Origin of the sequence: Streptomyces sp. NPDC046197 (genome assembly GCF_040646295.1) — a bacterium.
Lineage (GTDB): Bacteria > Actinomycetota > Actinomycetes > Streptomycetales > Streptomycetaceae > Streptomyces.
Genome location: NZ_JBEYZY010000004.1, coordinates 266,852 through 289,325, shown reverse-complemented (window position 1 = coordinate 289,325; position 22,474 = coordinate 266,852). Strand labels below are relative to the sequence as shown.

Annotated in this window: 24 protein-coding genes and 2 riboswitches; of the genes, 10 read left to right on the top strand and 14 right to left on the bottom strand. The window is 70.1% G+C overall.

Annotation, left to right across the window (positions count from 1 at the left end):
• Nucleotides 1-30 precede the first annotated feature (30 nt).
• The 13 genes from AB0A61_RS08350 to AB0A61_RS08290 all read right to left on the bottom strand — a co-directional run bounded on the left by AB0A61_RS08350 (nucleotide 31) and on the right by AB0A61_RS08290 (nucleotide 11,041).
• Complete coding sequence (locus tag AB0A61_RS08350; protein ID WP_351225061.1) at nucleotides 31-96, bottom strand: putative leader peptide; 66 nt, start codon at nucleotides 94-96, stop codon at nucleotides 31-33.
• A 67-nt stretch (nucleotides 97-163) separates the two neighbouring features.
• The gene (locus AB0A61_RS08345) at nucleotides 164-889 is read right to left on the bottom strand and encodes a GNAT family N-acetyltransferase (protein ID WP_361288087.1); all 726 of its coding nucleotides are present in this window, start codon (nucleotides 887-889) and stop codon (nucleotides 164-166) included.
• An 89-nt stretch (nucleotides 890-978) separates the two neighbouring features.
• On the bottom strand, nucleotides 979-2,004 hold the full coding sequence (locus tag AB0A61_RS08340; protein WP_361288084.1) for an ABC transporter substrate-binding protein: 1,026 nt from the start codon (nucleotides 2,002-2,004) through the stop codon (nucleotides 979-981).
• Between the two features lie 61 nt (nucleotides 2,005-2,065).
• Nucleotides 2,066-2,863: an amino acid ABC transporter ATP-binding protein gene (locus tag AB0A61_RS08335; protein ID WP_361288081.1), complete on the bottom strand. Its 798-nt coding sequence runs from the start codon at nucleotides 2,861-2,863 to the stop codon at nucleotides 2,066-2,068.
• On the bottom strand, nucleotides 2,860-3,840 hold the full coding sequence (locus AB0A61_RS08330; protein WP_361288078.1) for an amino acid ABC transporter permease: 981 nt from the start codon (nucleotides 3,838-3,840) through the stop codon (nucleotides 2,860-2,862). The genes AB0A61_RS08335 and AB0A61_RS08330 overlap by 4 nt, the downstream gene beginning before the upstream one ends.
• A gap of 323 nt (nucleotides 3,841-4,163) precedes the next feature.
• Nucleotides 4,164-4,272, bottom strand: a riboswitch (SAM riboswitch).
• Nucleotides 4,273-4,310: 38 nt separating this feature from the next.
• Complete coding sequence (locus tag AB0A61_RS08325) at nucleotides 4,311-4,493, bottom strand: hypothetical protein (RefSeq protein ID WP_361288075.1); 183 nt, start codon at nucleotides 4,491-4,493, stop codon at nucleotides 4,311-4,313.
• Nucleotides 4,494-4,516: 23 nt separating this feature from the next.
• Nucleotides 4,517-5,329, bottom strand: a complete 813-nt coding sequence (locus AB0A61_RS08320) for an ABC transporter permease (protein ID WP_361288072.1) — start codon at nucleotides 5,327-5,329, stop codon at nucleotides 4,517-4,519.
• Nucleotides 5,326-6,108: an ABC transporter ATP-binding protein gene (locus tag AB0A61_RS08315; protein WP_361288069.1), complete on the bottom strand. Its 783-nt coding sequence runs from the start codon at nucleotides 6,106-6,108 to the stop codon at nucleotides 5,326-5,328. The genes AB0A61_RS08320 and AB0A61_RS08315 overlap by 4 nt, the downstream gene beginning before the upstream one ends.
• Nucleotides 6,101-7,426 (bottom strand): LLM class flavin-dependent oxidoreductase, encoded by a 1,326-nt coding sequence (locus tag AB0A61_RS08310; RefSeq protein ID WP_361288297.1) that lies wholly within the window; start codon nucleotides 7,424-7,426, stop codon nucleotides 6,101-6,103. Before AB0A61_RS08310 ends, AB0A61_RS08315 begins: the two co-directional genes overlap by 8 nt.
• A complete protein-coding gene (locus AB0A61_RS08305) occupies nucleotides 7,426-8,484 on the bottom strand; it encodes an aliphatic sulfonate ABC transporter substrate-binding protein (RefSeq protein ID WP_361288066.1) in 1,059 nt (352 codons plus the stop codon). Before AB0A61_RS08305 ends, AB0A61_RS08310 begins: the two co-directional genes overlap by 1 nt.
• Before the next feature lie 42 nt (nucleotides 8,485-8,526).
• Complete coding sequence (locus AB0A61_RS08300; protein WP_361288063.1) at nucleotides 8,527-9,258, bottom strand: ABC transporter ATP-binding protein; 732 nt, start codon at nucleotides 9,256-9,258, stop codon at nucleotides 8,527-8,529.
• Nucleotides 9,255-10,148 (bottom strand): ABC transporter permease, encoded by an 894-nt coding sequence (locus tag AB0A61_RS08295; protein ID WP_361288061.1) that lies wholly within the window; start codon nucleotides 10,146-10,148, stop codon nucleotides 9,255-9,257. The genes AB0A61_RS08300 and AB0A61_RS08295 overlap by 4 nt, the downstream gene beginning before the upstream one ends.
• On the bottom strand, nucleotides 10,145-11,041 hold the full coding sequence (locus tag AB0A61_RS08290; protein WP_361288059.1) for a TauD/TfdA family dioxygenase: 897 nt from the start codon (nucleotides 11,039-11,041) through the stop codon (nucleotides 10,145-10,147). Before AB0A61_RS08290 ends, AB0A61_RS08295 begins: the two co-directional genes overlap by 4 nt.
• Before the next feature lie 642 nt (nucleotides 11,042-11,683).
• Between AB0A61_RS08290 and AB0A61_RS08285 the strand changes: the two genes are divergently transcribed.
• The 9 genes from AB0A61_RS08285 (at nucleotide 11,684) to AB0A61_RS08245 (ending at nucleotide 20,611) form a co-directional block, all read left to right on the top strand.
• Entirely contained in the window at nucleotides 11,684-12,238 is a 555-nt protein-coding gene (locus AB0A61_RS08285) for a hypothetical protein (protein ID WP_361288056.1), read from the top strand.
• 59 nt (nucleotides 12,239-12,297) lie between these two features.
• Entirely contained in the window at nucleotides 12,298-13,221 is a 924-nt protein-coding gene (locus tag AB0A61_RS08280; protein ID WP_361288053.1) for an LLM class F420-dependent oxidoreductase, read from the top strand.
• Between the two features lie 62 nt (nucleotides 13,222-13,283).
• Nucleotides 13,284-14,108, top strand: coding sequence for a DUF1684 domain-containing protein (locus tag AB0A61_RS08275; RefSeq protein ID WP_361288050.1), 825 nt, complete (start codon nucleotides 13,284-13,286; stop codon nucleotides 14,106-14,108).
• Between the two features lie 88 nt (nucleotides 14,109-14,196).
• A riboswitch (SAM riboswitch) is annotated at nucleotides 14,197-14,311 on the top strand.
• A gap of 19 nt (nucleotides 14,312-14,330) precedes the next feature.
• Nucleotides 14,331-14,462, top strand: coding sequence for a putative leader peptide (locus tag AB0A61_RS08270; RefSeq protein WP_361288047.1), 132 nt, complete (start codon nucleotides 14,331-14,333; stop codon nucleotides 14,460-14,462).
• Nucleotides 14,463-14,665: 203 nt separating this feature from the next.
• Nucleotides 14,666-16,282 carry an ABC transporter substrate-binding protein gene (locus tag AB0A61_RS08265; RefSeq protein ID WP_361288044.1) on the top strand — a complete coding sequence of 539 codons (1,617 nt, stop codon included), beginning with the start codon at nucleotides 14,666-14,668 and terminating at the stop codon, nucleotides 16,280-16,282.
• Nucleotides 16,283-16,285: 3 nt separating this feature from the next.
• Entirely contained in the window at nucleotides 16,286-17,245 is a 960-nt protein-coding gene (locus AB0A61_RS08260; protein ID WP_361288041.1) for an ABC transporter permease, read from the top strand.
• Entirely contained in the window at nucleotides 17,242-18,165 is a 924-nt protein-coding gene (locus AB0A61_RS08255; protein WP_361288038.1) for an ABC transporter permease, read from the top strand. The genes AB0A61_RS08260 and AB0A61_RS08255 overlap by 4 nt, the downstream gene beginning before the upstream one ends.
• Nucleotides 18,147-19,853 (top strand): ABC transporter ATP-binding protein, encoded by a 1,707-nt coding sequence (locus tag AB0A61_RS08250; RefSeq protein ID WP_361288035.1) that lies wholly within the window; start codon nucleotides 18,147-18,149, stop codon nucleotides 19,851-19,853. Before AB0A61_RS08255 ends, AB0A61_RS08250 begins: the two co-directional genes overlap by 19 nt.
• Nucleotides 19,850-20,611 (top strand): LLM class flavin-dependent oxidoreductase, encoded by a 762-nt coding sequence (locus AB0A61_RS08245; protein WP_361288032.1) that lies wholly within the window; start codon nucleotides 19,850-19,852, stop codon nucleotides 20,609-20,611. Before AB0A61_RS08250 ends, AB0A61_RS08245 begins: the two co-directional genes overlap by 4 nt.
• A 223-nt stretch (nucleotides 20,612-20,834) precedes the next feature.
• Here AB0A61_RS08245 and AB0A61_RS08240 read toward each other — a convergent pair whose 3' ends face one another.
• On the bottom strand, nucleotides 20,835-21,257 hold the full coding sequence (locus tag AB0A61_RS08240; protein ID WP_361288029.1) for a secondary thiamine-phosphate synthase enzyme YjbQ: 423 nt from the start codon (nucleotides 21,255-21,257) through the stop codon (nucleotides 20,835-20,837).
• 119 nt (nucleotides 21,258-21,376) lie between these two features.
• Between AB0A61_RS08240 and AB0A61_RS08235 the strand changes: the two genes are divergently transcribed.
• Entirely contained in the window at nucleotides 21,377-22,456 is a 1,080-nt protein-coding gene (locus tag AB0A61_RS08235) for an NAD(P)-binding domain-containing protein (protein ID WP_361288026.1), read from the top strand.
• The last annotated feature ends 18 nt before the right edge of the window (nucleotides 22,457-22,474 follow it).

Here is a 22,474-nt window from a genome sequence, read left to right as displayed (position 1 = left end):
CATGGGGCGAACGGCGGCTGAAAAACGGGGTCAGGAGCAACAAAGGGCGCCGGCCACGCGCTGGAGGTCGATATGGGGCCGGCTGTGGAGGGGCACGGCACGCAGTACACGTGTCACGGGGCCCACCTCCAAGTCATCGCCTTCGACACACACAACGGCACGGCTATGCCGTTTCTTCCAGGACGGCGGCTTCGGTCTGCCGTAGGAGCGAGAAGACCGTACGGCGGCGCAGGGTGAAGCCGATCGACTCGTACAGCCGGATCGCGTTCGCGTTGTCGGCCCTGGCGTGCAGGAAGGGCCGCTCGCCGCGCTCCTTGATGCCGGCCGCGACGGCGCGGACCAGGCGGGTGGCCAAACCCCGGCCGCGATACGCCGGGTCGGTGCACACGGCGCTGATCTCGGTCCAGCCGGGTGGATGGAGGCGTTCGCCGGCCAAGGCGATCAGGCGGCCGCGGTATCGGATGCCCAGGTAGGTGCCCATCTCGACGGTGCGGGGCAGATAGGGGCCGGGTTCGGTGCGGGCGACCAGGTCGAGGATCTCGGGCACGTCGGCGGGGCCGAGCCGTACGGCCTCGGGGTCGGGCTCCGCGCGCAGGCCGGTGTCCACGAGCTGGACGCCGTGTCCGGTGCCCACGACCTCCCAGCCCTCCGGGGCCTCGGTGACGCCCCGCACCGAGGCGGTGCCGCCGGGTCCGACGAGCGCGGCAAGGTCGACCCAGGCGCGCGGGTCGTCCTCGTCGGAGACGGCGTAGAAGGGAGCCACGTCCTGGTGATAGCGGGCGGCGTGGCCCATTCGTTCGGCGAAGTGGGCGTGGGGGCCGGTGAGCGCGGCCCAGGCGGGGTTGTCCAGGATGTGCGAGGAGCCGGCGTCGAGGGTGGTGACGGACATGGTGTGGCGGTCTCCGGGGTGCGGCTGGGGGGTGTCCGGCGTGCCGGGACTCCACCGCGGGGCGGCGGTGGAGTCCCGGCACGCGGTGGTCAGGAGTTGTCGAGCGGCAGGCCCGGCGGGTTGACCTCGGACTTGGCGACGGCCTCGTTGGAGAGGTTGTACGCCTTGAGCCACGCGGCGTACTGACCGTTCTTGATCAGGTAGTTGATCGCGTCGGCCAGCGGCTTGGCGAGTCCGCTGTCCTTCTTCGCCGTTGCCGCGATCAGGCCCTGCAGGCTCGCGCCCGCGCCGGAGTAGGTGCCCGCGATGCGAGTGGCGTTGGGCGTGTTGGCCACCTGACGGTTGTGGTAGGCGAAGCCGGGGTTGGGCCCGAAGGAGGCGTCGATCTTTCCGCTGTTCAGGGCCAGGAAGGTGCTGGTGCTGTCCTGGAAGTACTTGACGGTGAGCTTCTTGCCCTCCTTGGCCAGCTTCGCCTGCCACTCGAGGAGGATCTTCTCCTGGTTGGTGCCGGAACCGACGGCGATCGTCTTGCCGGCGAGGTTCTCGTAGTTGCCGTCGAAGTTCCAGGTGCTCTTCTTCGGCACGATGAAGGCGAGGTTGTCCTGCCGGTAGGAGGCGAACTCGTACTTCTTCTTGCGCTCCTCGGTGTCGGTGACGTTGGAGAAGGCCACGTCGGCCTTGCCGCTGTCGATGCCGACGAAGAGGTTCTCCCAGGTGGAGTTATTTACCTCGGCCTTGAGTCCGAAGACCGCGGCGACCAGGCGGCCGAGGTCGGGCTCGGAGCCGGTGAGCGTCTTCTGGTCGTCGCCGACGTACGCCAGCGGCGGGAACCCGGCGGGCAGGGCACCGATGCCGATCTCCAACTTGCCGCTCTTCTTGACGGCGGCGGGCAGTTCGGCGCTGATGGACTTGACCTCGGAGACCTTGATGGTGGTCTGGGTGGCGGCGCCGTTGGAGACACGTCCGATGACGACCTCGCCCGACTTGGCGCTGTCGGTGGTGGTGGCCGCGTCGCTGTTGCCACCGCAGGCGGCGAGCCCGGTGGCCAGGGAGGCGACGGCGGTCGCCGCGGTGATGCCGCGTATCAGGCTGCGTCGGGTGAAGTGGGTGGGCATGGCCGTTCCTTGTCGCTGAAGGTGATGAGGGTGGCGTGGGGGGGTCTTGGGGTGCGGCGAGTCAGAGGACTTTGCTGAGGAAGTCCCTGGTCCGCTCGTGCCGCGGTTTGTCGAGGACCTCGGAGGGCGGGCCCTGTTCGATGATCTTGCCGCCGTCGATGAAGACGACCCGGTCGGCGATCTCGCGGGCGAAGCCGATCTCGTGGGTGACGATGACGAGGGTGGTGCCGCTGGTCGCCAGGTCCTTGATGACGGCGAGGACTTCGCCGACGAGTTCGGGGTCGAGGGCGGAGGTGGGCTCGTCGAAGAGGATGACGCCGGGGCGCAGGGCGAGGGCGCGGGCGATGGCGACGCGCTGCTGCTGGCCGCCGGACAGTTGCCGAGGGTAGGCGCCGACGCGTTCGCCGAGGCCGACGCGTTCGAGGAGTTCCTTGGCCAGTTGCTGCGCCTCGGGCTTGCCGAGCTTTCCGGTGGCGACGGGAGCGGCGGCCACGTTGTCCAGGACGGTCAGGTGCGGGAAGAGGTTGAAGTTCTGGAAGACGAACCCGATCCGGCCGCGCTGGGTGAGGATGGCCCGCTCGCTGAGCTCCTTCAGCCGCTCGCCCTGCCGCTTCACGCCGATCAGCTCGCCGTTGATACTGACGTAGCCGATCTCGGGCTTCTCCAGGTGGTTGATGACCCGCAGCAAAGTGGACTTGCCGGAGCCGGAGGGGCCCAGGATGACGGTGACCTCGCCGGGGCGGACGGTCAGGTCGACGCCGTCCAGTACCCGGTGGGTGCCGTACCACTTGTGCACGTCGTGGACCTCGACGGTGGCGGCCTCGACGTCCGCCACGGCTTCGAGCGTCTCGGCGGTCATACGGCGGCCTCCCGGCGGATGCGGGCCCGCAGGTCGGAAAGACCGGTGCGGAGCTTCTGCAGTGGCGTCGGCGGCAGTCCGCGGGTGGCTCCGCGGGCGTAGTGCCGCTCGACGTAGAACTGGATGACGGACACGATGCTGGTCAGGATCAGGTACCAGACGGTGACGACCAGCAGCAGCGGCACGATGTCGCCGGGGTAGGTGGAGCCCATGGTCTGCGCGGAGCCGAACAGGTCGAGCAGGGAGACGTAGAAGACCAGTGAGGTGCCCTTGATCAGGCCGATGAGCTGGTTGACGTAGTTCGGGGTGATCGAGCGCAGCGCCTGCGGGAAGACGATCTTCCGGAACTGGTAGCTCTTGGGCAGGCCGAGCGCGGCGGCAGCCTCGTGCTGGCCCTGGTCGACGGAGAGGATGCCGCCGCGTACGACCTCGGCCGCGTAGGCGGCCTCGTTGAGGCTGAGGCCGACGACGGCGACGACCATGTCGGTGGCGAGTCTCGACTCGTCGAAGGAGAAGAAGGCCGGCCCGAAGGGGATGCCGACGCTCACCGTCTTGTACAGGGCACTGAAGTTGTAGAGGAAGATCAGCACCACGATGAGCGGGATGGAGCGCAGCGCCCAGACGTAGGTCCAGCTGACCGCGCGCAGCGCCGGGCTCTTCGAGAGCCGGCCCAGTGCGAGCACGATGCCGCCGACAAGGCCCAGCACCGCACTGCAGGCGGTGACTTCGAGGGTGACCAGCAGGCCGTCGAGGATGGTGGGGCGCAGGAACCAGTAGCTCCAGCGGTCCCACTGGTAGAAGGGGTTGGTGACCAGTCCGTGCACGAACTGGGCGACCAGGACCAGCACGACCGCGGTGACGATCCAGCGGCCTGGCCGTCGCAACGGGAGAACTCGCTGCGCGATGAGGGCTTTTGACGGTTCGTCGGTGCTCGGCGCCTCGGCGAGGGTGACGGTGGCACCAGGGGGTTCACTCATGGTGGGCTCCGGCTGGGTGGGAACACCCCGGAAGCACGGCGGCATGCGGCGGTGCACACGACGGCGGGTACCGGGGGCGGGGAGGACGACGGCACACCGCGGTCGCGGTGTTCGTCAGGAAGTGCGGGGGCTGCGGGGAGAGGTCAGCCCCGACAGCGGGCGCGGCCCGGCGCGGTACACAGTGCGCTGTTCACGCGGAGCAGATCGACGGCACGATCGCCGACGAGCAGGTTCGCATACGACGGTACGCAGCTCCGGGAGCGGCGTGCGGCCGTCCTGGGAGCTGCGTACATGGCGTCACCGTCACTCTTCCGGCCCTGTGGACCTCGCGCTTACCGAAACTTCATCGGCCGGGTCGTCACCTGGGGCACCCCACCGCGATGGGAGGGTTGCCGGTCAGCAAGCCAGGGCTTGTCGCTGACGCTCATGACCGTTCTGGGCGGTAGTTAAAACAACGGCCCGAACATTTGTCAACGCCGGTCCAGCAGGTGGAAAGGCAGGCGAGCGGTGTGGGCCGTCCGGTCCAGGATCCGGACGGCCGCCCCGGCGGCCTTCAGGCCCCGGCAGCGGGCGCGCTGGCGGCGTTCGATGCCGTCGATGTCGAGGCGGACGCCGAACGCCGGGGGGCGGCGAGCATGCGGGCGTAGGCCCACAGGGTGGGGTGATCGGCGACGGATCAGGGCTTGAGGCGACCGGTGCCGAACATCGCGGCCGACCAGGCCGTCAGCGCCGCCCCGAGGCCCCAGACCACGGCAAGGGCCCAGCCCGCGCCGACGTCGCCCTGGCCGAGGAAGCCGATCCGCTCGACCTGGACCAGCCAGAAGACCGGGTCGAGGCGGCTCAGGACGTCCCAGAACTGCGGCAGTTGGTGGACCGAGTAGAAGACGCCGCCGAGAAAGCCCAGCGGCAGCAGGATGATCGACTCCATGGAGTAGACGTGGTCGAGGGACTTGGCGTGGCCGCCCGCGATCACGCCGACCTGTGCGGCGACCAGGAGCACGCCGAGTGTGCCGAGCAGCAGGACGAGAGGGCGGGCCGGGGTGGCGCCGTGGGTGAGCGGGAGTGCGACCGCCAGGACGCCCGCACCCACGACGACGCCTCGGGCGATGCCGCCGCCCACCAGTGCCGCGTTGATCTCCCACCACCTGAGCGGGCTCGCGAACACGTCGTCGATGTACTGGTCGCGGCGGGACTCGAACAGGCTGGTCGTTCCGTTGAAGAAGCCGACGTTGACGATCGCCTGGGTGAAGAGGCCGGGCACGATGAACCTGCCGTAGCCGATGCCGTCGATCGTGTCGACGTGCCGGCCGAGAGCCGATCCGAAGACGACGACGAACAGCACGGTCGACAGCACCGGGCCGACGACGCTGTAGCGCCAGATCGTGAGGAAGCGCAGGACCTCGCGCTCCAGGAGCCACAGGAACGGCGACCGCTCCGCCCTGAACGGTTCGTCGAACGCCGGGAGGGCCGGGGCCTCGGTGCCGCTCACGAGGCGACCTCCTCCGCCGTGCTCACCCGGTCGTAGACCTCCGAGATGTCCCGGGCCGCATACCGCTCACGCAGCGACGCGGCGGAGCCGCGGTCGACGATCCGGCCCGCGCGCAGGAGCGCGATCTCGTCGCACAAGGTCTCCGCCTCCTCCAGGTAGTGAGTCGTCAACAGCACAGTGGTGCCTGCCGCGTTAAGGCCCTTGACGACCCGCCAGGTCTCCGAGCGCAGCTCGACGTCGACGCCGGCCGTCGGCTCGTCGAGGATCAGCAGGCGGGGCCGGTGCATGAGGGCCCGCGCGAGGACGGGGCGCCGTTGCATGCCACCGGAGAGTTCGTAGGCGCGTACGTCGGCCTTGTCGTCGAGGCGGAACAGGGCGAGCAGTTCATCCGCGCGCCGGGCGGCCGCCTTCCGGCCGATGCCGTGGTATCCGGCGTGGTAGATCAGGATCTGCCGGATGGACAGGAACCGGTCGACGTTGATCTCCTGCGCGGCCAGGCCGAGGAACCGACGGGCCTGACGGCTGCGGTGGTCGTGGCCGAAGACGGACAGGGTGCCGGCGGTGGGTCGGACGATGTTGCACACCGAGCCGATCAGCGTCGTCTTCCCGGCGCCGTTCGGGCCGAGCAGGCCGAAGAAGGCGCCGTCCGGTATCTCCAGGTCGAGCCCGGCCACCGCGGTGAAGCCGTCTTCGTAGGTCTTGCGAAGGCCCTCGACCCGCAGCGCGGGCGGACTCCCGCCGCTCCGGGAAGCGGCGGGAGTCGCGAGCGGGTCAGCCATGGAACTGGTTCGCCGGGACCGGCAGCCCGTAGTGCTCACGCAGGGTCGTGCCCTCGTACTCCTCACGGAACAGCCCCTTGCCGCGCAGGATCGGCAACACATGCTCGACGAAGGCCGCCAGACCCGACGGCAGGGCGGGCGCCATGATGTTGAACCCATCCGCGGCACCGCCCTCGAACCAGGCGATGATCGTGTCCGCGATCTGCTCGGGTGTGCCGATGAACTCGAAGTGACCGCGTCCGCCGCCGAGCCGGGAGATGACCTGCCGGACCGTCAGCTGCTCGCGCACCGCGAGGTCGATGATCAGGTCGGAGCGGCTCTGCGAGCCTTCCAGCTTCGGCCTGGCGAGGATGAAGTCCGGCAGGGGCTCGTCGAGTTCGAAGACCGACGGCTCGGTCTCGAACACGGCGGCCAGCTGACGCAGCCCGTACTCCGGAACGCGCAGCTCGTCGAACTGCCGGGCAAGCGCCCGGGCCTCCTCCTCGGTGGACCCGATGTACGGGACGACGCCGGGCAGGACGATCACACCGTCCGGGTCGCGGCCTGCGGCTCGGGTGCGCGCCTTGATGTCGGCGAAGAAGGCGGCCGCGCGCTCGTACGTCGTGTGCGCGGTGAAGATCGCCTCGGCGTGGCGGGCCGCGAAGTCCTTACCGTCCTGGGAGGAGCCGGCCTGGACGAGCAGCGGGTAACCCTGCGGTGGACGCTCGACGTTGAGCGGGCCGGCCACCTTGAAGTACCGGCCCCTGTGGTCGAGGCGGTGCAGCCGCGCGGGGTCGGCGTAGCGTCCGGTGGTCCTGTCCGCGAGGACGGCCTCCGACTCCCAGCTGTCCCACAGCGCCTTGGCGACCTCCAGGAACTCGTCGGCGCGGGCGTAGCGTTCGGCGTGGCCGGGGCGGTCGTCGAGACCGAAGTTGGCCGCCTCGTCCGCCCCTGCCGAGGTGACGATGTTCCAGCCGGCGCGGCCGCCGCTGACGTGGTCGACGGAGGCGAGGCGGCGGGCGAGGTTGTACGGCTCGTTGTAGGTCGACGACACGGTCGCGATGAGGCCGATCCTGCTGGTCGCCTGGGACAGCGCGGTCAGCAGGGTCAACGGCTCGAGCTGGCCCGGCGGCCGGAACTCGCCGGTGCCGATGAGTGCCGGGCCGTCCGCGAGGAACAGCGAGTCGAACTTGGCGCTCTCGGCCAGCTGCGCCAGCTCGATCCAGTGCCGCAGGTCGAAGTCCGCCCGGGGATTGCTGTGCGGGAGCCGCCACGCCGCCTCGTGGTGACCCGCCTCCATGAGGAAGGCGTTGAGATGGAGCCGACGCCGTCTCGCGATCATGAGGTGACCTTCAGCTTGGAGCTGTCGTAACCGACCGGCAGGAGGTTGTCGGTGATCGACTTGACGTCGACCTTCTTGGTGATCTGACCCGCCTCCAGGAAGGCGTCGGCGAGCTTCTGCTCCAGCTCGATGTCCGACTGCTCCACCGGGGTCACCCGGTTCGAGTAGGCGGCCAGGGACGCCTTGGCGTCGGCCAGCGGGATGCCCTGCTCCTTCGAGAGCGCCTGCGCGTACTGGTCGGGGTTCTTGACGGCCCAGGCGAACTCTCGCGAGAGCCTCTTCAGGACATCCGTGAGAGCGGCGCGCTTGGTCTTGTCCTTCAGCGACGTGTCACTGGCGACGTAGTAGCTGCTCGTCTGGTCGATCGGCGGGAGACCCTTCACCAGGATCCGCGCGCCGTTCTTGACCGCGATCGCGGACTGGGGGTTCCAGATCGACCAGGCGTCCACCTTGCCGGTGTTGAACGCCGTCGCGCCGGCCGCCGGGTCGAGGAAGGTCAGCTTCACGTCCTTGGGGGTGAGGCCGACGCTCTTCAGCGCGTTCAGGGCCAGGCCGTGGGCCGAACTGCCCTGCGGAACGGCGATCTTCTTGCCCTTGAGGTCGGCGGCCGTCTTCAGCTTCGAGCCCTTCGGCACGATGATGTTCTCGTTCGACTGGGTCGGTGTGAGTGAGCGGTTGACGGCGACGACCTTGAAGCCGTACTCCTTCGCGGCACCGGTGATCGGCGGCACGTCGCCGACGCTGCCGAGGTCGATGTCGCCCGAGGCGGCGGCCTGCACGAGCGGCGGGCCGTAGGTGAAGCGGGCGAACTTCACCTTGTACGGCGCCTTGTCGAACACGCCGGTGATCTTCGCCAGTTCCTGGCTGCCGTCGCCGCCGTTGTCGCCAATGGTGAAGGTGTACTTGCTCCACTCGGGGTGCTTGGCGTCGCTCGCTGCGGCGGCGTTGCTCAGCGGCGCGGTGCCGTCCGAAGACGACGATCCGCAGGCGGCGAGGGTGCCCGCCAGGGCGAGGGAGCCGGCGGCGCCGATGAGTCTGGTGGTTCTCTTTCGCATGGTTGTCGTGCTTTCTGTGCTGAGTGAGCGTGTTCGGGGAGATCAGTGCTGGCCGGCGAGGCCGAGGTCTGCCAGGAGCCGGGCGCGGAGTTCCTCGCGTGCGACGCTCGCTTCGCGGTCCGCGGCGGAGAGGTGAACCTCGTGCGCGGTGCCGATACGACCGTTGCTCATGACGACGATGCGGTCCGCCAGGGCGATCGCTTCGTCGACGTCGTGGGTGACGAGCAGCATGGCGGCGTGGTGCTTGGTCCGCAGCGCCCGTACCAGGTCGTGCATGCGCAGCCGGGTGATGGCGTCGAGGGCTGCGAACGGCTCGTCGAGCAGCACGAGTTCGGGCTCCGAGACCAGGGCCCGTGCGAGCGACACCCGCTGGGCCTCGCCACCGGAGAGCTCCTTGGGCCAGGCCTTCTCGCGGCCCGAGAGTCCGACCTCGGCGAGCACATCGAGGGCGCGCTGTTCCGCGTCGGGTCCGTGCAGCCCGAGCGTGACGTTGCGCAGCACCCGCTGCCACGGCAGCAGCCGGTCGGCCTGGAAGACGATCGCACGCCGTGCCGGGACCTCCACGCGCCCTCCGTCGGGCCGGTCAAGGCCGGCGAGCAGCCGCAGCAGGGTGCTCTTGCCGCAGCCGGAGGGGCCGAGCAGGATCACCAACTCCTCGTCGGCGAGGGTGAGGTCGAGGTGGTCGAGCACCACCCGGTCACCGAACCGACGGACCACCTGCTCGACGACGACCCCGGTCTGCCGACGGCGCTCCGTCGCGATCGTGCTGCTCATGACGCCTCATAACTGGGCCGCCACCGCAGCAGCACCCGCTCGAGAACTCGGACGAACTGGTCGGCGAGCAGACCGAGGAGCGAGTAGATCACCAGCCCCACGAAGACCTGGTTGGTCTGCAGATAGGTCTGCCCCTGAGTGATGAGGAAGCCGAGTCCCTTGTCGGCGTTGACCGTTTCGGCTGCGACCAGACCCAGGACGCTGTATGCGAGGGAGAACCGCAGGCCGACCAGGAACCCCGGCAGGGCTCCGGGCACGAGCACCCGCGTCACCAGGCGCCAGGTGCCCGCACCTGTCGTGCGCGCCATCTCGATCAGCCGCTGGTCGACGCCCCGGATCGCGGCGAAAAGGTTGAGATACATCGGGACGCCGGCGCCGAAGGAGATCAGCAGCACCTTCGTGAGTTCGTCGATGCCGAACCACACGATCATCAACGGCAGTACGGCGAGGAGGGGGATCGTGTTGAGCACCTGCACGAGGCCGTTGAACAGGTACTCGCCGCTGCGCAGCAGCCCGCCGAGCACGCCGGTGACGATCCCCACCGTCAGACCGATCGCCAGACCGATGTCGGCCCGCTGCAGCGAAATGGCCACGTCGGGCCCGAGGACACCCTGTTGCCACAGATCGGCGGCTGACTTCACGATCGAGGTCGGCGCCGGGGCGTAGGTCTTCGACACCACTCCGGCCCGGGCGAGCGCCTCCCAGGCGATGAGGATCGCGACCGGGGTCGTGTAGATGCCCAGCGGCCAGCGCAGGCGCTCGCGGAGTGTGCTGAGTGATGTGCTTCGGCGGGCGTCGCGCGGCAGGAACACCTCACGCTCGCGTACGCTCGCCGTCTCGGCGTCCGGGCGCTCGGTGACGACCGGCGCCTTGAGACTGAGCTCGGTCATGCCGCCACCGCCAACACGCTGCTGTAGTGCGAGGAATCGCCGACGAGTTGCTCACTGCGGCGGCCGTCGACACCGGTCGGCACCTCACCCGCGACCGTCACCCGGTTGAGGCGGCGCGGGTGGTCGTCGTAGTTGTCCACTCCGTAGTGCTGGGTGATCCGGTTGTCGAAGATCAGCAGCTGGTTCGGGGACCAGGTCCAGCGCAGGATGTTCTCCGGACGGGTCACGTACGACTGCAGGATGCGCAGCAGGTCCACCGAGTCACTGCCCGACAGCCCGACGATCCGCTTGGCGAACCCCCCGATGAACAAACCGCGTTCGCCCGTCAGCGGATGCACCCGCACGACCGGGTGCTCGGCCTCGTAGGGCGTCGAGACGAAGATGCGGTCGTACTCCTGCTGTTCGGCGGTCACGGCTGCGGGGCGCGCGTAGTCGTACTGGTTGGTGTGTACGACGCGCAGCGTGTCGGCGAGGGCGCGCAGCGGTTCGGGGAGGTCGCGGTAGGCCGCGGCGGCGTTGGCGATGAGCGTCTCTCCGCCGTACGGCGTGGTCACGATCGACCGGAGCGTGGTGAGCTGCGGCGGGTTGACAACGAAGGTGACGTCCGTGTGCCAGGCGTTGGCCTTGGAGGTCTCACTGTCGATGGCGAGCACGTTCGTCGTGCCGTCTGCCGCCGGCACGTTCGGATGAGCGGTCGTCAGCTCGCCGAACCACCCGGCCACACGCTCCTGGCCGGCGTTGTCGAGCCGCACACCGTCGAACACGATCGCCTTGTGCTCGTTGAGGGCGTCCCGGAGCGTGGTGATCGTCGAGAAGTCCGGTGGCGTCGCGAGGTCGACGCCCTCGACGACTGCGCCGATACGGCCGGTGAGCTTACGGATGGACGGAGGCATGAGGGGGTCCCTCCCGGACGGATGGGCACACCAAGGCGTGCGGGGCAGTTGGATGAAGGCGCTGGTGGCGCGCAGGGCTGATCGACCCGGCACGCGGAACGCCGAATCGGCCGGGCCGGAGAGAAAAAGCGTGGTCGCAGGACTGCTACAGCCGCGTTCTCAGCGACCCGGTCGGCGTGCGCGAACAGGCTTGCGGCTGATACGAGGCTGAGAACTCACAGGAGGCGGATACGACGATCCGATGGGGAAGCATCGCAGTGCGGGCGGTTTCACACCGCCCCGGCCCGGCGCGCGCCGACTATGCACACCGGCCGATGCCGGCGACCACTTGCCGGGTCAGTGACAACAAAACGCGCTGGAGACGTGCGCCAGATCGATGTGGCGCCGCCGGGTCAGGTCCACGCGCGGGTTCATGGGACGGGAGTCCAGCAGACGGCCACCACGTTGGTCAATGCTTTTTTGGACAGGTCTTGCATCGCGGACACGCAGCACCTCCGCGCCGGTCGACGCTCGGTACGGCTTGCCCGACGTCCCCGTCGACGTGGACGGGGACGTCGACGGCGGGCAAGATCCGCGCAGTCGAAGCACAGGAAGGCACGCAGGCGTCCCAGCGGTGAGACGCCCCGCCAACCATGTACCACCTTGACATTCGCCGGGGCGGACGACGTAGGTGAAAAGGACGCCGGGCTGCTGTGGGGCTTCGACCTCTCGGACCGCGACGCCGACGGGCCACTGCCGAAGGAGGATCCGGTCGTCACCGAGAACGACGGCTCTTTCGGCGCCCGGCGCATCGCCGATCCGCGCGCGGTCGTGGCCGAATGGCGGGCGAAGGCGAAGGCGCACGGCTGGACGCTGCGCGAGACCGTCATCGCGCTCGGCCCGCAACGCGGGCACGTCGGCACTCCGTCCGGCCCGGCCGACAAGTTCGCCCACTTCGTGCGGCACGGCGCGCTCGACGGCTTCAACGTCACGCCGTACCTCATCCCCGACGGCCCCGACGGCCCCGACGACATCGTCGACCTGCTCGTCCCGGCACCGCAGGAACGCGGGGTCTACCGCACCGAGTACACCGGCACCACCCTGCGCGAGAACCTCGGCCTGCGCGAACCTCTCACGCACCGGTCCGCGCGGGACCGACGGCAGGCGGGACGAGCACCGGAATGGCCTTTCCGCTCAGGACTGAGTACACATGACTGACAAGAAGCTGTCACGCACAGACCGGAATGCGGGTTCGACCGACGCCTGTTCTGACTGACATGACTGTTGGAGTAGCGCTCAACGCGTCCGACGCGCCGAACCAGGTCGACGCCACCGTGCAACTGGCCCAGGAGGCCGCGGGCGCCGGTCTGCGGTCGGCCTGGTTCGGGCAGACCTTCGGCGCGGACTCACCCCAGCTCGCGGCGATCGTCGGACGCGAGGTGCCCGGACTGCAGGTCGGCACCTCCGCGATCCCCGTCTTCGGCCGCCACCCGCTGCTGGTCTCCAGCCAGGCCCAGACTGCCCAGGCCGCGACCCACGGCCGCTACCACCTCGGCCTGGCCCTGGGCACGAAACTGCTGACGGAGACCGGCTTCGGCCTGCCCTTCGAACGCCCCATCGCCCGCCTGCGTGAATTCCTCACCGCACTGCGGCAGTTGACCGAGACCGGCACGGCGGACTTCCACGGCGAATTGCTCACTGCGACCACCCCGGTCCCGGCGCGGGTACCAGGTGCCGAGAGCGGTGTCCCCCTCCTGGTCGCCGCGATGGGGCCACAGGCGCTGCGGGTCAGCGGTGAGCTGGCGGACGGGATCCTGCCCTACCTGGCGGGACCGCGCGCCCTTGCGGAACACATCGCGCCCGCCCTGACCGCAGCCGCCGAGGCCGCCGGTCGTCCCGCGCCCAGGATCGTGACCCTGGTGCCCGGCGTGGTCACCGACGACGTGGAGGCGGTGCGGGCCAAGGCCACCGAGAACCTCGCGTTCTACGAACAGATCCCGTCCTACGCCCGGGTCATCGAGCTCTCCGGCGGCCGGCGGGCCGCCGACCTGGCCGTGATCGGCGACGAGAAGACCGTCGAGGCCGGGATACGCCGTTACCGCGACGCCGGCGCCACCGAGGTCGTGTTCTCGGGCACCGAGATCGCGGGAGAAGCCGACCGCCGACGCACCTGGCGGCTCCTCGGCGAACTGGCCCGCTGAGCACGCCGGTCGAACCGACGGCCCGACCGGCCCCCCTGCACCCCCGTGACGAAGGAGAACCCATGACCACCGAGGCCACCACGACCGACTTCCATGCCTTCACCGAGAACTGGCGGGAGTGGTACCGCGCCCATGAGGCCCGGCTCGCCGACCCGCACGGGTTCCTGGCGGTCACCGGCCTGCACTGGCTCGACGACCGGCCCCAGCGCTTCCCGGACGCGCCCGGTGCGTGGCGCACCGGCCCCGACGGGGTCGTCGCAGACCTCGACGACGGCGAGGAACTGATCGTCGACGGAACCCCGGTGCACGGTGAACACCGCTTCGGCATGCTTCCCGAACGCGGCGGCGTCGACGCCGTCTGGGGAGACGCCGTCATCGAGATCGCCAGGCGCGGCGGGCACGACATCGTGCGCCCCCGGCACCCGGACGCACCGCTGCGCACGGCCTTCACCGGAACGCCCGCCTACGCCCCCGACCCGCGCTGGGCCGTGACGGGCCGCTGCATCCCCTTCGACACGCCACGACCGACCACCGTGGGCGCCGCGGTCGAGGGCCTTGAGCATGTGTACGACGCTCCGGGCAGGGTCGAGTTCGAGCTGGACGGGCGCCCCCTGTCGCTGACCGCGTTCCCCGGCCACGGTGCGGGCCGACTGATGGTGCTGTTCACCGACGCGACCTCCGGAGTCACCACCTACGCCGCCAACCGGGCCCTGACCCTGGAGCCGCCCGCCGCCGACGGTACGGTCGTCCTGGACTTCAACCGCGCCGCGAACCTGCCGTGCGCCTACACGGACCTGGCCACCTGCCCGCTGCCCCCGGCCGAGAACCGGCTGCCGGTGGCGATCGAGGCCGGCCAGAAGATCCCCCGCGAGCGCGGCGGTTCCTGAGCCGGAACCGGTACCGGTCCGACTGCCCCTGCAGGGCGTCGCTTTCCGGCATTGACGCACGACAAGAGCCCTCCGTACGATCACGAACGGCATTGAGTGTCAGCGTCAAGCCCTGGCTCGCTGACCGGCAACCCTCCCCGCGCGGTGGGGTGCTCCAGGTGAAAGCCCGGCGGGATCACCGACGATCTCCGCAAGCGCGTGGCCTCGTGACCGGGGCCGGAAATGTGGAGGACCGGTATGCGGCACGGTGGTGACCTCAGCGCCCGCTTCGTCGGCGCCACCGTGTTCTCCCGGCTCTCGCGTCGGCGCCATATCGACCTCAAGCGCTCGACCAGCTGCCTCTGTCAGGCCTGACGGCCCCTTCCGCCGCCGGTCGTGGTCCGGCACGCACCGGCCGTCACCGCACCCGCCTGCGGCTGCCCCCCGCTCCGCCCTGATCCCTGTCTGCACAGCGCTTCCCCGCCACCGGTCTGGTACCGGCCGGGGCCGTACACCCATGCACGGTCGTGCCTTGTACGGCGCCTTCTTGCCTGGTGACACGAGTAGGAGAACCCTCCGTGAACGCACTTCCGGCTTTCAGAGCCCCCCGCTGGGCGCCCCTCGCCGCCCTGCTGACCACAAGTGTTCTGCTGACCGCCTGCGGTTCGGGCGACGACTCCGGTAGCGGAAGCAGCCGGCCGAAGTCCGGTGGCACCCTGACCTTCGCGGTGGGTTCCGACGCCGGCTGCGTGGATCCACAGCAGGTCGGCAGCAACGAGAGCATCTACTCGGTGCGCCAGACCGTGGACTCCCTGACCGACCAGGACCCCAGGACCGGCAAGATCGTGCCGTGGCTCGCCAAGAGCTGGGACATCAACGCCGACGCCACGGAGTTCACCTTCCATCTGCGCTCGGGCGTCACCTTCAGCGACGGCTCCCGGCTGACCGCGCAGGTGGTCAAGGACAACCTCGACGCGGTGCCGGAGCTCGGCGCCCTCGGGGTCCTCGCCCAGGGCTATCTCAGCGGCGTCAAGAGCACCACCGCGGTGGACCCGCTCACCGTCAAGGTGACCTTCAAGGAGCCCAACACCCAGTTCCTCCAGGCGACTTCGACCCACTCGCTGGGCATCGAGTCGTCGGCGAGCGTGAAGAAGACCCCGCAGCAGAAGTGCAGCGACGGTGTGATCGGGTCGGGGCCGTTCGTGCTCAAGCAGTACGTCCAGAACCAGTCGATCACTCTGGCCAAGCGCACCGGCTACGACTGGGGCTCCTCGCTGTGGTCCAAGAAGGGCGAGACCTACCTGGACAAGCTGGTCTTCAAGGTCGTCCCCGAGGCGGGGGTGCGGGCCGGCAGCCTCCAGTCCGGGCAGGTGGACGCGATCAGCAGCGTCGGCAAGGCCAACGAGGCGGCACTCGGGGGCGGTCAGGTCACCCTGCTGCGCCGGGCCAACCCCGGCGTGGTCTTCGGGCTCGGCGTCAACAACTCGCGGCCGCTGCTGAAGGACGTAAAGGTGCGTCAGGCGATCCTGGCGGCCATCGACCGCAAGCAGATCGCCGACACCGTGTTCCCGACCGGCACCCAGTCGGCGACCAGCGTCCTGGCGCACACCACGCCCGACTACACCGACCTCTCCTCGGACCTCGCCTTCGACGCGGCCAAGGCAAAGTCCCTGCTGGAAGCGGCCGGTTGGAAAGCCGGCAGTGACGGCATACGCGCCAAGGACGGCAAGGAGCTGAGCCTGACCATCAGCTGGTTCCCCAACGCCGCCACCAACCAGCCCGCACTGGAGCTGGTCCAGCAGCAGCTGAAGGCCGTCGGGATCGACGTGGTGCTCAAGCAGGGTCAGGTCAGCCAGTTCGCCACCACACTCCAGGGCGGTGACTTCGATCTGGTGTGGGGCAACGTGACCCGCTCCGACCCTGACATCCTGCGTACCTCCTTCTCCACCCGGCTGGCCAACTTCTATCGCCTGCCCGCCACTTCCCTGGACACGGCGCTGTCCGGCCAGGCCGCGACCACGGACACCGCCAAGCGCGAGCAGCTGGTGGACGAGGCGCAGAAGCTGATCGTGCAGAACGCGTACAACGTGCCGGTGGTGGAACTCCAGACCCAGCTGGCCGTGTCGAAGAAGGTGCACAGCCTCGACTTCGACTCGGGCAGCCGCATCCAGTTGCACGACACCTGGATCGGCTAGCGCATGCGCCGCTATGTGATCAAGCGACTGGCGCAGGCGGTCGGGGTGCTGTGGGCGGCGTACACGGTGTCGTTCCTGGTACTGAACTGGCTGCCCGGTGACCCGGTCACCGCGATGGCCAGTGCCGGGATGGACTCGGGGGACGTCGATCCGGCCCGGCTGGTCGCGCTGCGGCACGAGTACGGCTTCGACAAGCCGGTGCTGGTGCAGTACGCCGACTGTCTGGGAGGGGCGATGAGCGGGGACTTCGGCGACTCGGTCGCCACCGGCCGTCCGGTCACCTCGACGCTGGCCGACGCGCTGCCGCAGACCCTCCAACTGACCAGTGCCGCTCTGCTGTTGGCGGTGCTGCTCGGCGGTGGTCTGGCGGTGCTGGCGACCTACACCACCCGGCGCTGGCTGCGGCAGCTGCTGCTGTCGTTGCCGCCGCTGGGGGTGTCCGTCCCGACGTTCTGGGTGGGGCTGCTGCTCGTCGAGACGTTCTCCTTCCGGCTGCACTGGTTCCCCGCGTTCGGCAACGACGGCCTGGAGGGGCTGGTGCTGCCGGCCCTGACGCTGGCGGTCCCGACGGGCGCGCAGGTCGCCCAGGTGCTCGCCAAGAGCCTGCTCACCGCACTGGACCAGGCGTATGTGGAGACCGCGCGGGCCAAGGGTGCCGACCGGTGGCGGGTGCATCTGCGGCACGCCCTGCGCAACGCGTCCCTGCCGGCGCTGACGGTCGTCGGCCTGCTGGTGGGGCAGCTGATCGCCGGTTCGGTGGTCGTCGAGACGGTGTTCTCGCGCGACGGCCTCGGGCGCGTGACCGCGGCGGCGGTCACCGCCCAGGACATCCCGGTGGTCCAGGGGGTGGTGGCCTTCGGGGCGCTGATCTTCGTGACGACGAACCTGGTCATCGACCTGGTCTATCCGCTCCTGGATCCGCGGATCGTGGTGGCCTCAGGCAGAAGGGCGGCACTCGCATGAGCCAGAGCCTTGTCGACGACCCGGCCGAGGCGGCGCTGGGACCGGCCCGCCCGGTCGAGGCGGGGTCGGGGCCGGAGCCAGGACGCCGCGTGGATGTACGGCGGCTGCTGCGCTTCGTGGTGCGCCGCCCGGGTCTGCTGCTGTCGGTCGTCGTCCTCGTGCTGGTGGTGCTGGCCTCGTTCTGGCCCGACCTGTTCACCTCGCAGGACCCGCTGAAGGGCGTGCCGTCCCAGAACTTCCGCGGCCCGAGCGGAAGTCACTGGTTCGGCACCGACGAGCTGGGCCGCGATGTGTTCTCGCGGGTCGTCCATGGCGCCCAGTTGTCCCTGAAGGCCACACTGATCGCGGTGCTGGTGGCGTTCGTGGTCGGCGGGTTGCTCGGGGTGGTCGCCGGGTTCGTGGGCCACTGGGTGGACGACGTGCTGATGCGCTTCGTCGACGTACTGCTGTCCATCCCCGCGCTGTTCATGTCCCTGGCCCTGGTCACCGCGCTGGGCTACGGCACGGTGAAGGTGGCGGTCGCGGTCGGCATCGCCAGCGTCGCCGCGTTCGCCCGAGTGGCGCGCGCGGAGGTACTGCGCGTGCGGCAGGCGGTGTTCGTGGAGGCGTCGCGCGCGAGCGGGGCCCGCTGGTACTCGGTGCTCGGCCGACATGTGCTGCCCAATGCCGCGGGCCCGGTGATCGTCCTGGCCACCCTCGACTTCGGATCCTCCATCCTGGCCGTCTCCGCCCTGAGCTTCCTCGGCTACGGCGCTCCCCCGCCCGCCCCGGAGTGGGGCACGTTGATCTCCGACGGCCGCAACTACCTCGCCAACGCCTGGTGGCTGACCGCACTGCCCGGCCTGGCGATCGCCGCCACCGTGCTGACCACCAACCGCATCGCCCGGGCGCTGGACGGCGAATGGTCCCGGCAGCCATGACCGACGAACGTGAGAGCGGTGACGACGTGACCACACCCCTGCTGGAGCTACGCGGCCTGTCGGTGTCGTACCGCACCCGGGGCGGCACGATCCCGGCGGTCCGGGGCGTCGACCTCGCCGTATGGCCGGGACAGGTGACTGCGGTGGTCGGCGAGTCCGGCTCCGGCAAGAGCACGACCGCGCACGCCATCACCCGGCTCCTGCCGACGAACGGCCGTATCGACGCGGGCACGGTCCGCTTCGGCCGGCACGATCTCGCCGCCCTCTCCGAAGCCGAACTGCGCACCGTACGCGGAGCACGGATCGGACTGGTCCCCCAGGACCCGACCGTCTCCCTCAACCCGGTCAAGCGGATCGGCGACCAGGTCGCCGAGGTGCTGCGCATCCACGGTCTGGCGACCCGCCGCTCGGCTCCCGCCGAGGCGGTCGCCGTCCTGGACCGGGCCGGACTGCCCGACGCGGTCCTCCGGGCCCGGCAGTATCCGCACGAACTGTCCGGCGGCATGCGGCAACGCGCCCTGATCGCCATCGCCATCGCCGCGCAGCCCGAGCTGATCATCGCCGACGAGCCCACCAGCGCGCTCGACGTCACCGTGCAGCGGGTCATCCTCGACCATCTCCAGCGCCTCACCGAGGAGTCGGGCACCGCGGTCCTGCTCGTGACCCACGACCTCGGGGTCGCCGCCGACCGGGCACAGCGGCTGGTGGTGATGTCCCAGGGCAAGGTCGTCGAGGCGGGCCCCACCCGTGACATCCTGGCCGACCCGCAGGACGACTACACCCGGCACCTGCTGGCCAGTGCCCCGAGCCTCACCACCGCCCGGCCCCGCACCCCGGTCTCCAACCCCGAGGCGCAGACGGCGCCCCTGGTCGAAGTGCGCAACCTGGTCAAGGAGTTCAGGCTGCCCCGCACCGGGGACGGGCCCCTCACCCTGCGCGCCGTCGACGACGTCAGCCTCACCCTCCACCGGGGCCAGACCCTCGCCCTGGTCGGCGAGTCGGGCTCGGGCAAGTCCACCACCGCCCGCCTGGTGCTCCGCCTTGCCGACGCGACCGCGGGGCAGATCCTCTTCGACGGCACCGACGTCACCACCGCGCATGGCGCCCGGACCAGGGAGCTGCGCCGCCGCGCCCAACTCGTCTACCAGAACCCGTATGCCTCGCTCGACCCGCGCTTCTCCATCGGCGAGGTGATCACCGAGCCGCTGCGCGCCTTCAAGGTCGGCGACCGCGCCTCGCGGCTCGCCCGGGCCCGCGAACTGCTGGACCGGGTGGCGCTTCCCTCCGCCACACTGGAGCGCCGGCCGGCGGAGCTGTCCGGCGGACAGCGGCAGCGCGTGGCGATCGCTCGCGCCCTCGCCCTCTCCCCCGACCTGGTGGTCTGCGACGAGCCGGTCTCCGCCCTCGACGTGTCCGTGCAGGCCCAGGTCCTGGACCTGCTGGCCGAGTTGCAGGCCGACACGGGGGTGGCCTACCTCTTCATCTCGCACGACCTGGCCGTCGTACGGCAGATCGCGCACCAGGTTGCCGTGATGCGGACCGGCCGCGTCGTCGAGACAGGCCCGCCGGAGGAACTGTTCACCCGCCCTCGCCACGTGTACACCCGCGAACTGCTCGCGGCGATCCCCGGCGGCCGTCTCCCCTCCCCCGCCCCCGAGACCACCACGAGCCGAGGACCAGCGTCATGAGCACTCCCACCATCACCTCGTTGGCCTTCCCCACCCCGGGCAACTTCGCCGACGACGACCCCTATACAGGCCTGGTGGAGACCCTCCAGCTGTTCGAATACGGCGAACGGCTCGGCTACGACGGGGCCTGGATTCGCCGGCGCCACCTCGAGCACGGCGTCGGTTCCGCCGCGGTGTTCCTCGCCGCGGCCGGCCAGCGCACCGAGCGGGTCGAGCTGGGAACGGCAGTCATCCCCATCGGGTACGAGAGCCCCTTCCGCCTGGCCGAGGACCTCGCGCCGGCCGACGTACTCTCCCGCGGCCGCCTCCAGGTCGGCTTCAGCACCGGCATGCCGCACGCCGAACTGCTCGGCGACCTGGTGTACGACGGGGACTGGCGCGGCTTCGACCTGTCGTACGGCAGGATCGCCCGCCTCGTCGACAACCTGCGCGGCGACTATCTCGGTGGCCCGGACACGGTGATCCACTCGCCCGGCAACATCCAGCGGCCGCGGCTGCAGCCGCACAACCCCGGTCTGGTGGAGCGGATCTGGTATGGCGGAGGCAGCCTGCGCTCAGTCCGCTGGGCCGCCGAGAACAGTCTCAACCTGCTGTCCGGCAACATCGTCTCCGGCGAGGACACCGACGACTTCACCACCGCCCAGCTGAACCTGATCTTTCGAGTACCGGTCTCTCATCGCGAAGCCAGGGGCCCAGTTTCGGCCGGGTCATCGGGTCGGTGGCGTCCGACACCTCCCAGTCGTCGGCCCAGCCGATGATGTGGCCCCCGACGGATGCGGCGGCGGTCAGCACGTCCTCGCGTTGCCGCTCCGGAGACGACGTGGCGAGCTTCATCCGCGACAGCCGTCGCACGCCGAGAAAGCACTTTCCGCATCCGTCGTAGGGGCGTTCGATCATGTTCAGGTCCGTACCGCGCAAGGCTTCTCCGTTTCGAGCACGCAAGGTACGGAGATTTGGCGGCCACACCCAGGATGATCTTGCTCAGCCCAGGAAGCTCAGTCGAACCTGACGGTTGACATTGGAGATGTTGGTGTCCACCAGGCACACCGACTGCCACGTCCCCAGCTCCAGGCGTCCGTCGAGCACCGGGAGCGTCGCGTGCGGGGGCACCAGGGCCGGGAGGACGTGGTCGCGGCCGTGGCCGGGGCTGCCATGACGGTGCTGCCAGCGGTCGTCGGCGGGCAGGAGGGTGTGCAGGGTGGCGAGGAGGTCGTCGTCACTGCCGGCGCCCGTCTCGATGACGGCGATACCGGCGGTGGCGTGCGGCACGAACACGTTCAGCAGTCCGTCGCGACCGGCGGCGGTCTCCCGCAGGAAGGTCTCGCAGTCCCGGGTGAGGTCGACGACCGTCTCCCGGGAGCCGGAGGTCACGTTCAGCACTCGAGTGGTGAAGGCATCTGACATGCAACCCATCCTCACCCCTGCGCCAGGGTTCACACGCGAGCCCCCCGGCACCGGCCTCCGCGGCCCGGGCCCTGGTGCGTACCGGGAAGATCCACCCCCTCGGCGTGGTTGGTGGAAGCGTGAACAACGCGCGCGAGGTCGAGGTAGTCGTCATAGGCGCTGGACAGGCCGGTCTGTCCAGCGCCTATCACCTGCGGCGCACCGGTTTCCGGCCGGACTGCGACTTCGTCGTGCTCGACCACTCCCCCGGTCCCGGCGGCGCCTGGCAGTTCCGGTGGCCGTCGCTGACGTACGGCAAGGTGCACGGGATGCACGCACTGCCGGGCATGGAGCTGAGGGACGCCGACCCCGCGCGGCCGTCGGCGGACGTGATCGGCGAGTACTTCGCCGCCTATGAGCGCGCCTTCGACCTGCGGGTGCGGCGGCCCGTGGAGGTGCGCGCCGTGCGGGAGGGCTCCGCGGGACGGCTGCTCGTGGAGACCTCCGACGGTACGTGGGCGACCAGAACCCTGATCAACGCGACCGGTACCTGGGACCGGCCGTTCTGGCCGCGGTATCCAGGCCAGGAGACCTTCCGGGGGCGGCAGTTGCACACCGCTCAGTACACGGGTCCCGAGGAGTTCGCCGGACAGCGGGTCGTCGTGGTGGGCGGAGGTGCGTCCGGCACGCAGCACCTGCTGGAGTTGGCGCCGTACGCGGCCGCCACCACATGGGTGACGCGACGCCGGCCGGTCTTTCGCGAGGGGCCGTTCGACGAGGACGCGGGCCGGGCCGCGGTCGCGCTCGTCGAGGAGCGGGTGCGGCAGGGGCTGCCGCCCAGGAGTGTCGTCTCGGTCACCGGTCTGCCTCTCAACGACGCCATACGGCAGGGGTTGAAGGACGGGACCCTGGACCGGCGGCCGATGTTCGACCGGATCACCCCGGACGGCGTGGAGTGGAAGGACGGACGGCGCGTGGCGGCCGACGTCATCCTGTGGGCGACCGGTTTCCGTGCCGCACTCGACCACCTGTCCCCGCTGAGGCTTCGTGAGCCGGGCGGCGGAATCCGTGTCGACGGCACGCGGGCGGTCGCCGATCCCCGAGTCCACCTCGTCGGGTACGGCCCGTCGGCGAGCACCGTCGGCGCCAACCGGGCCGGCCGCGCGGCCGTGCGGGACATCCGCAGGCTGCTGGCGCAGGAGCCCGCGACCGCCGCATGAGGCCCCGGCAGAGCCGGG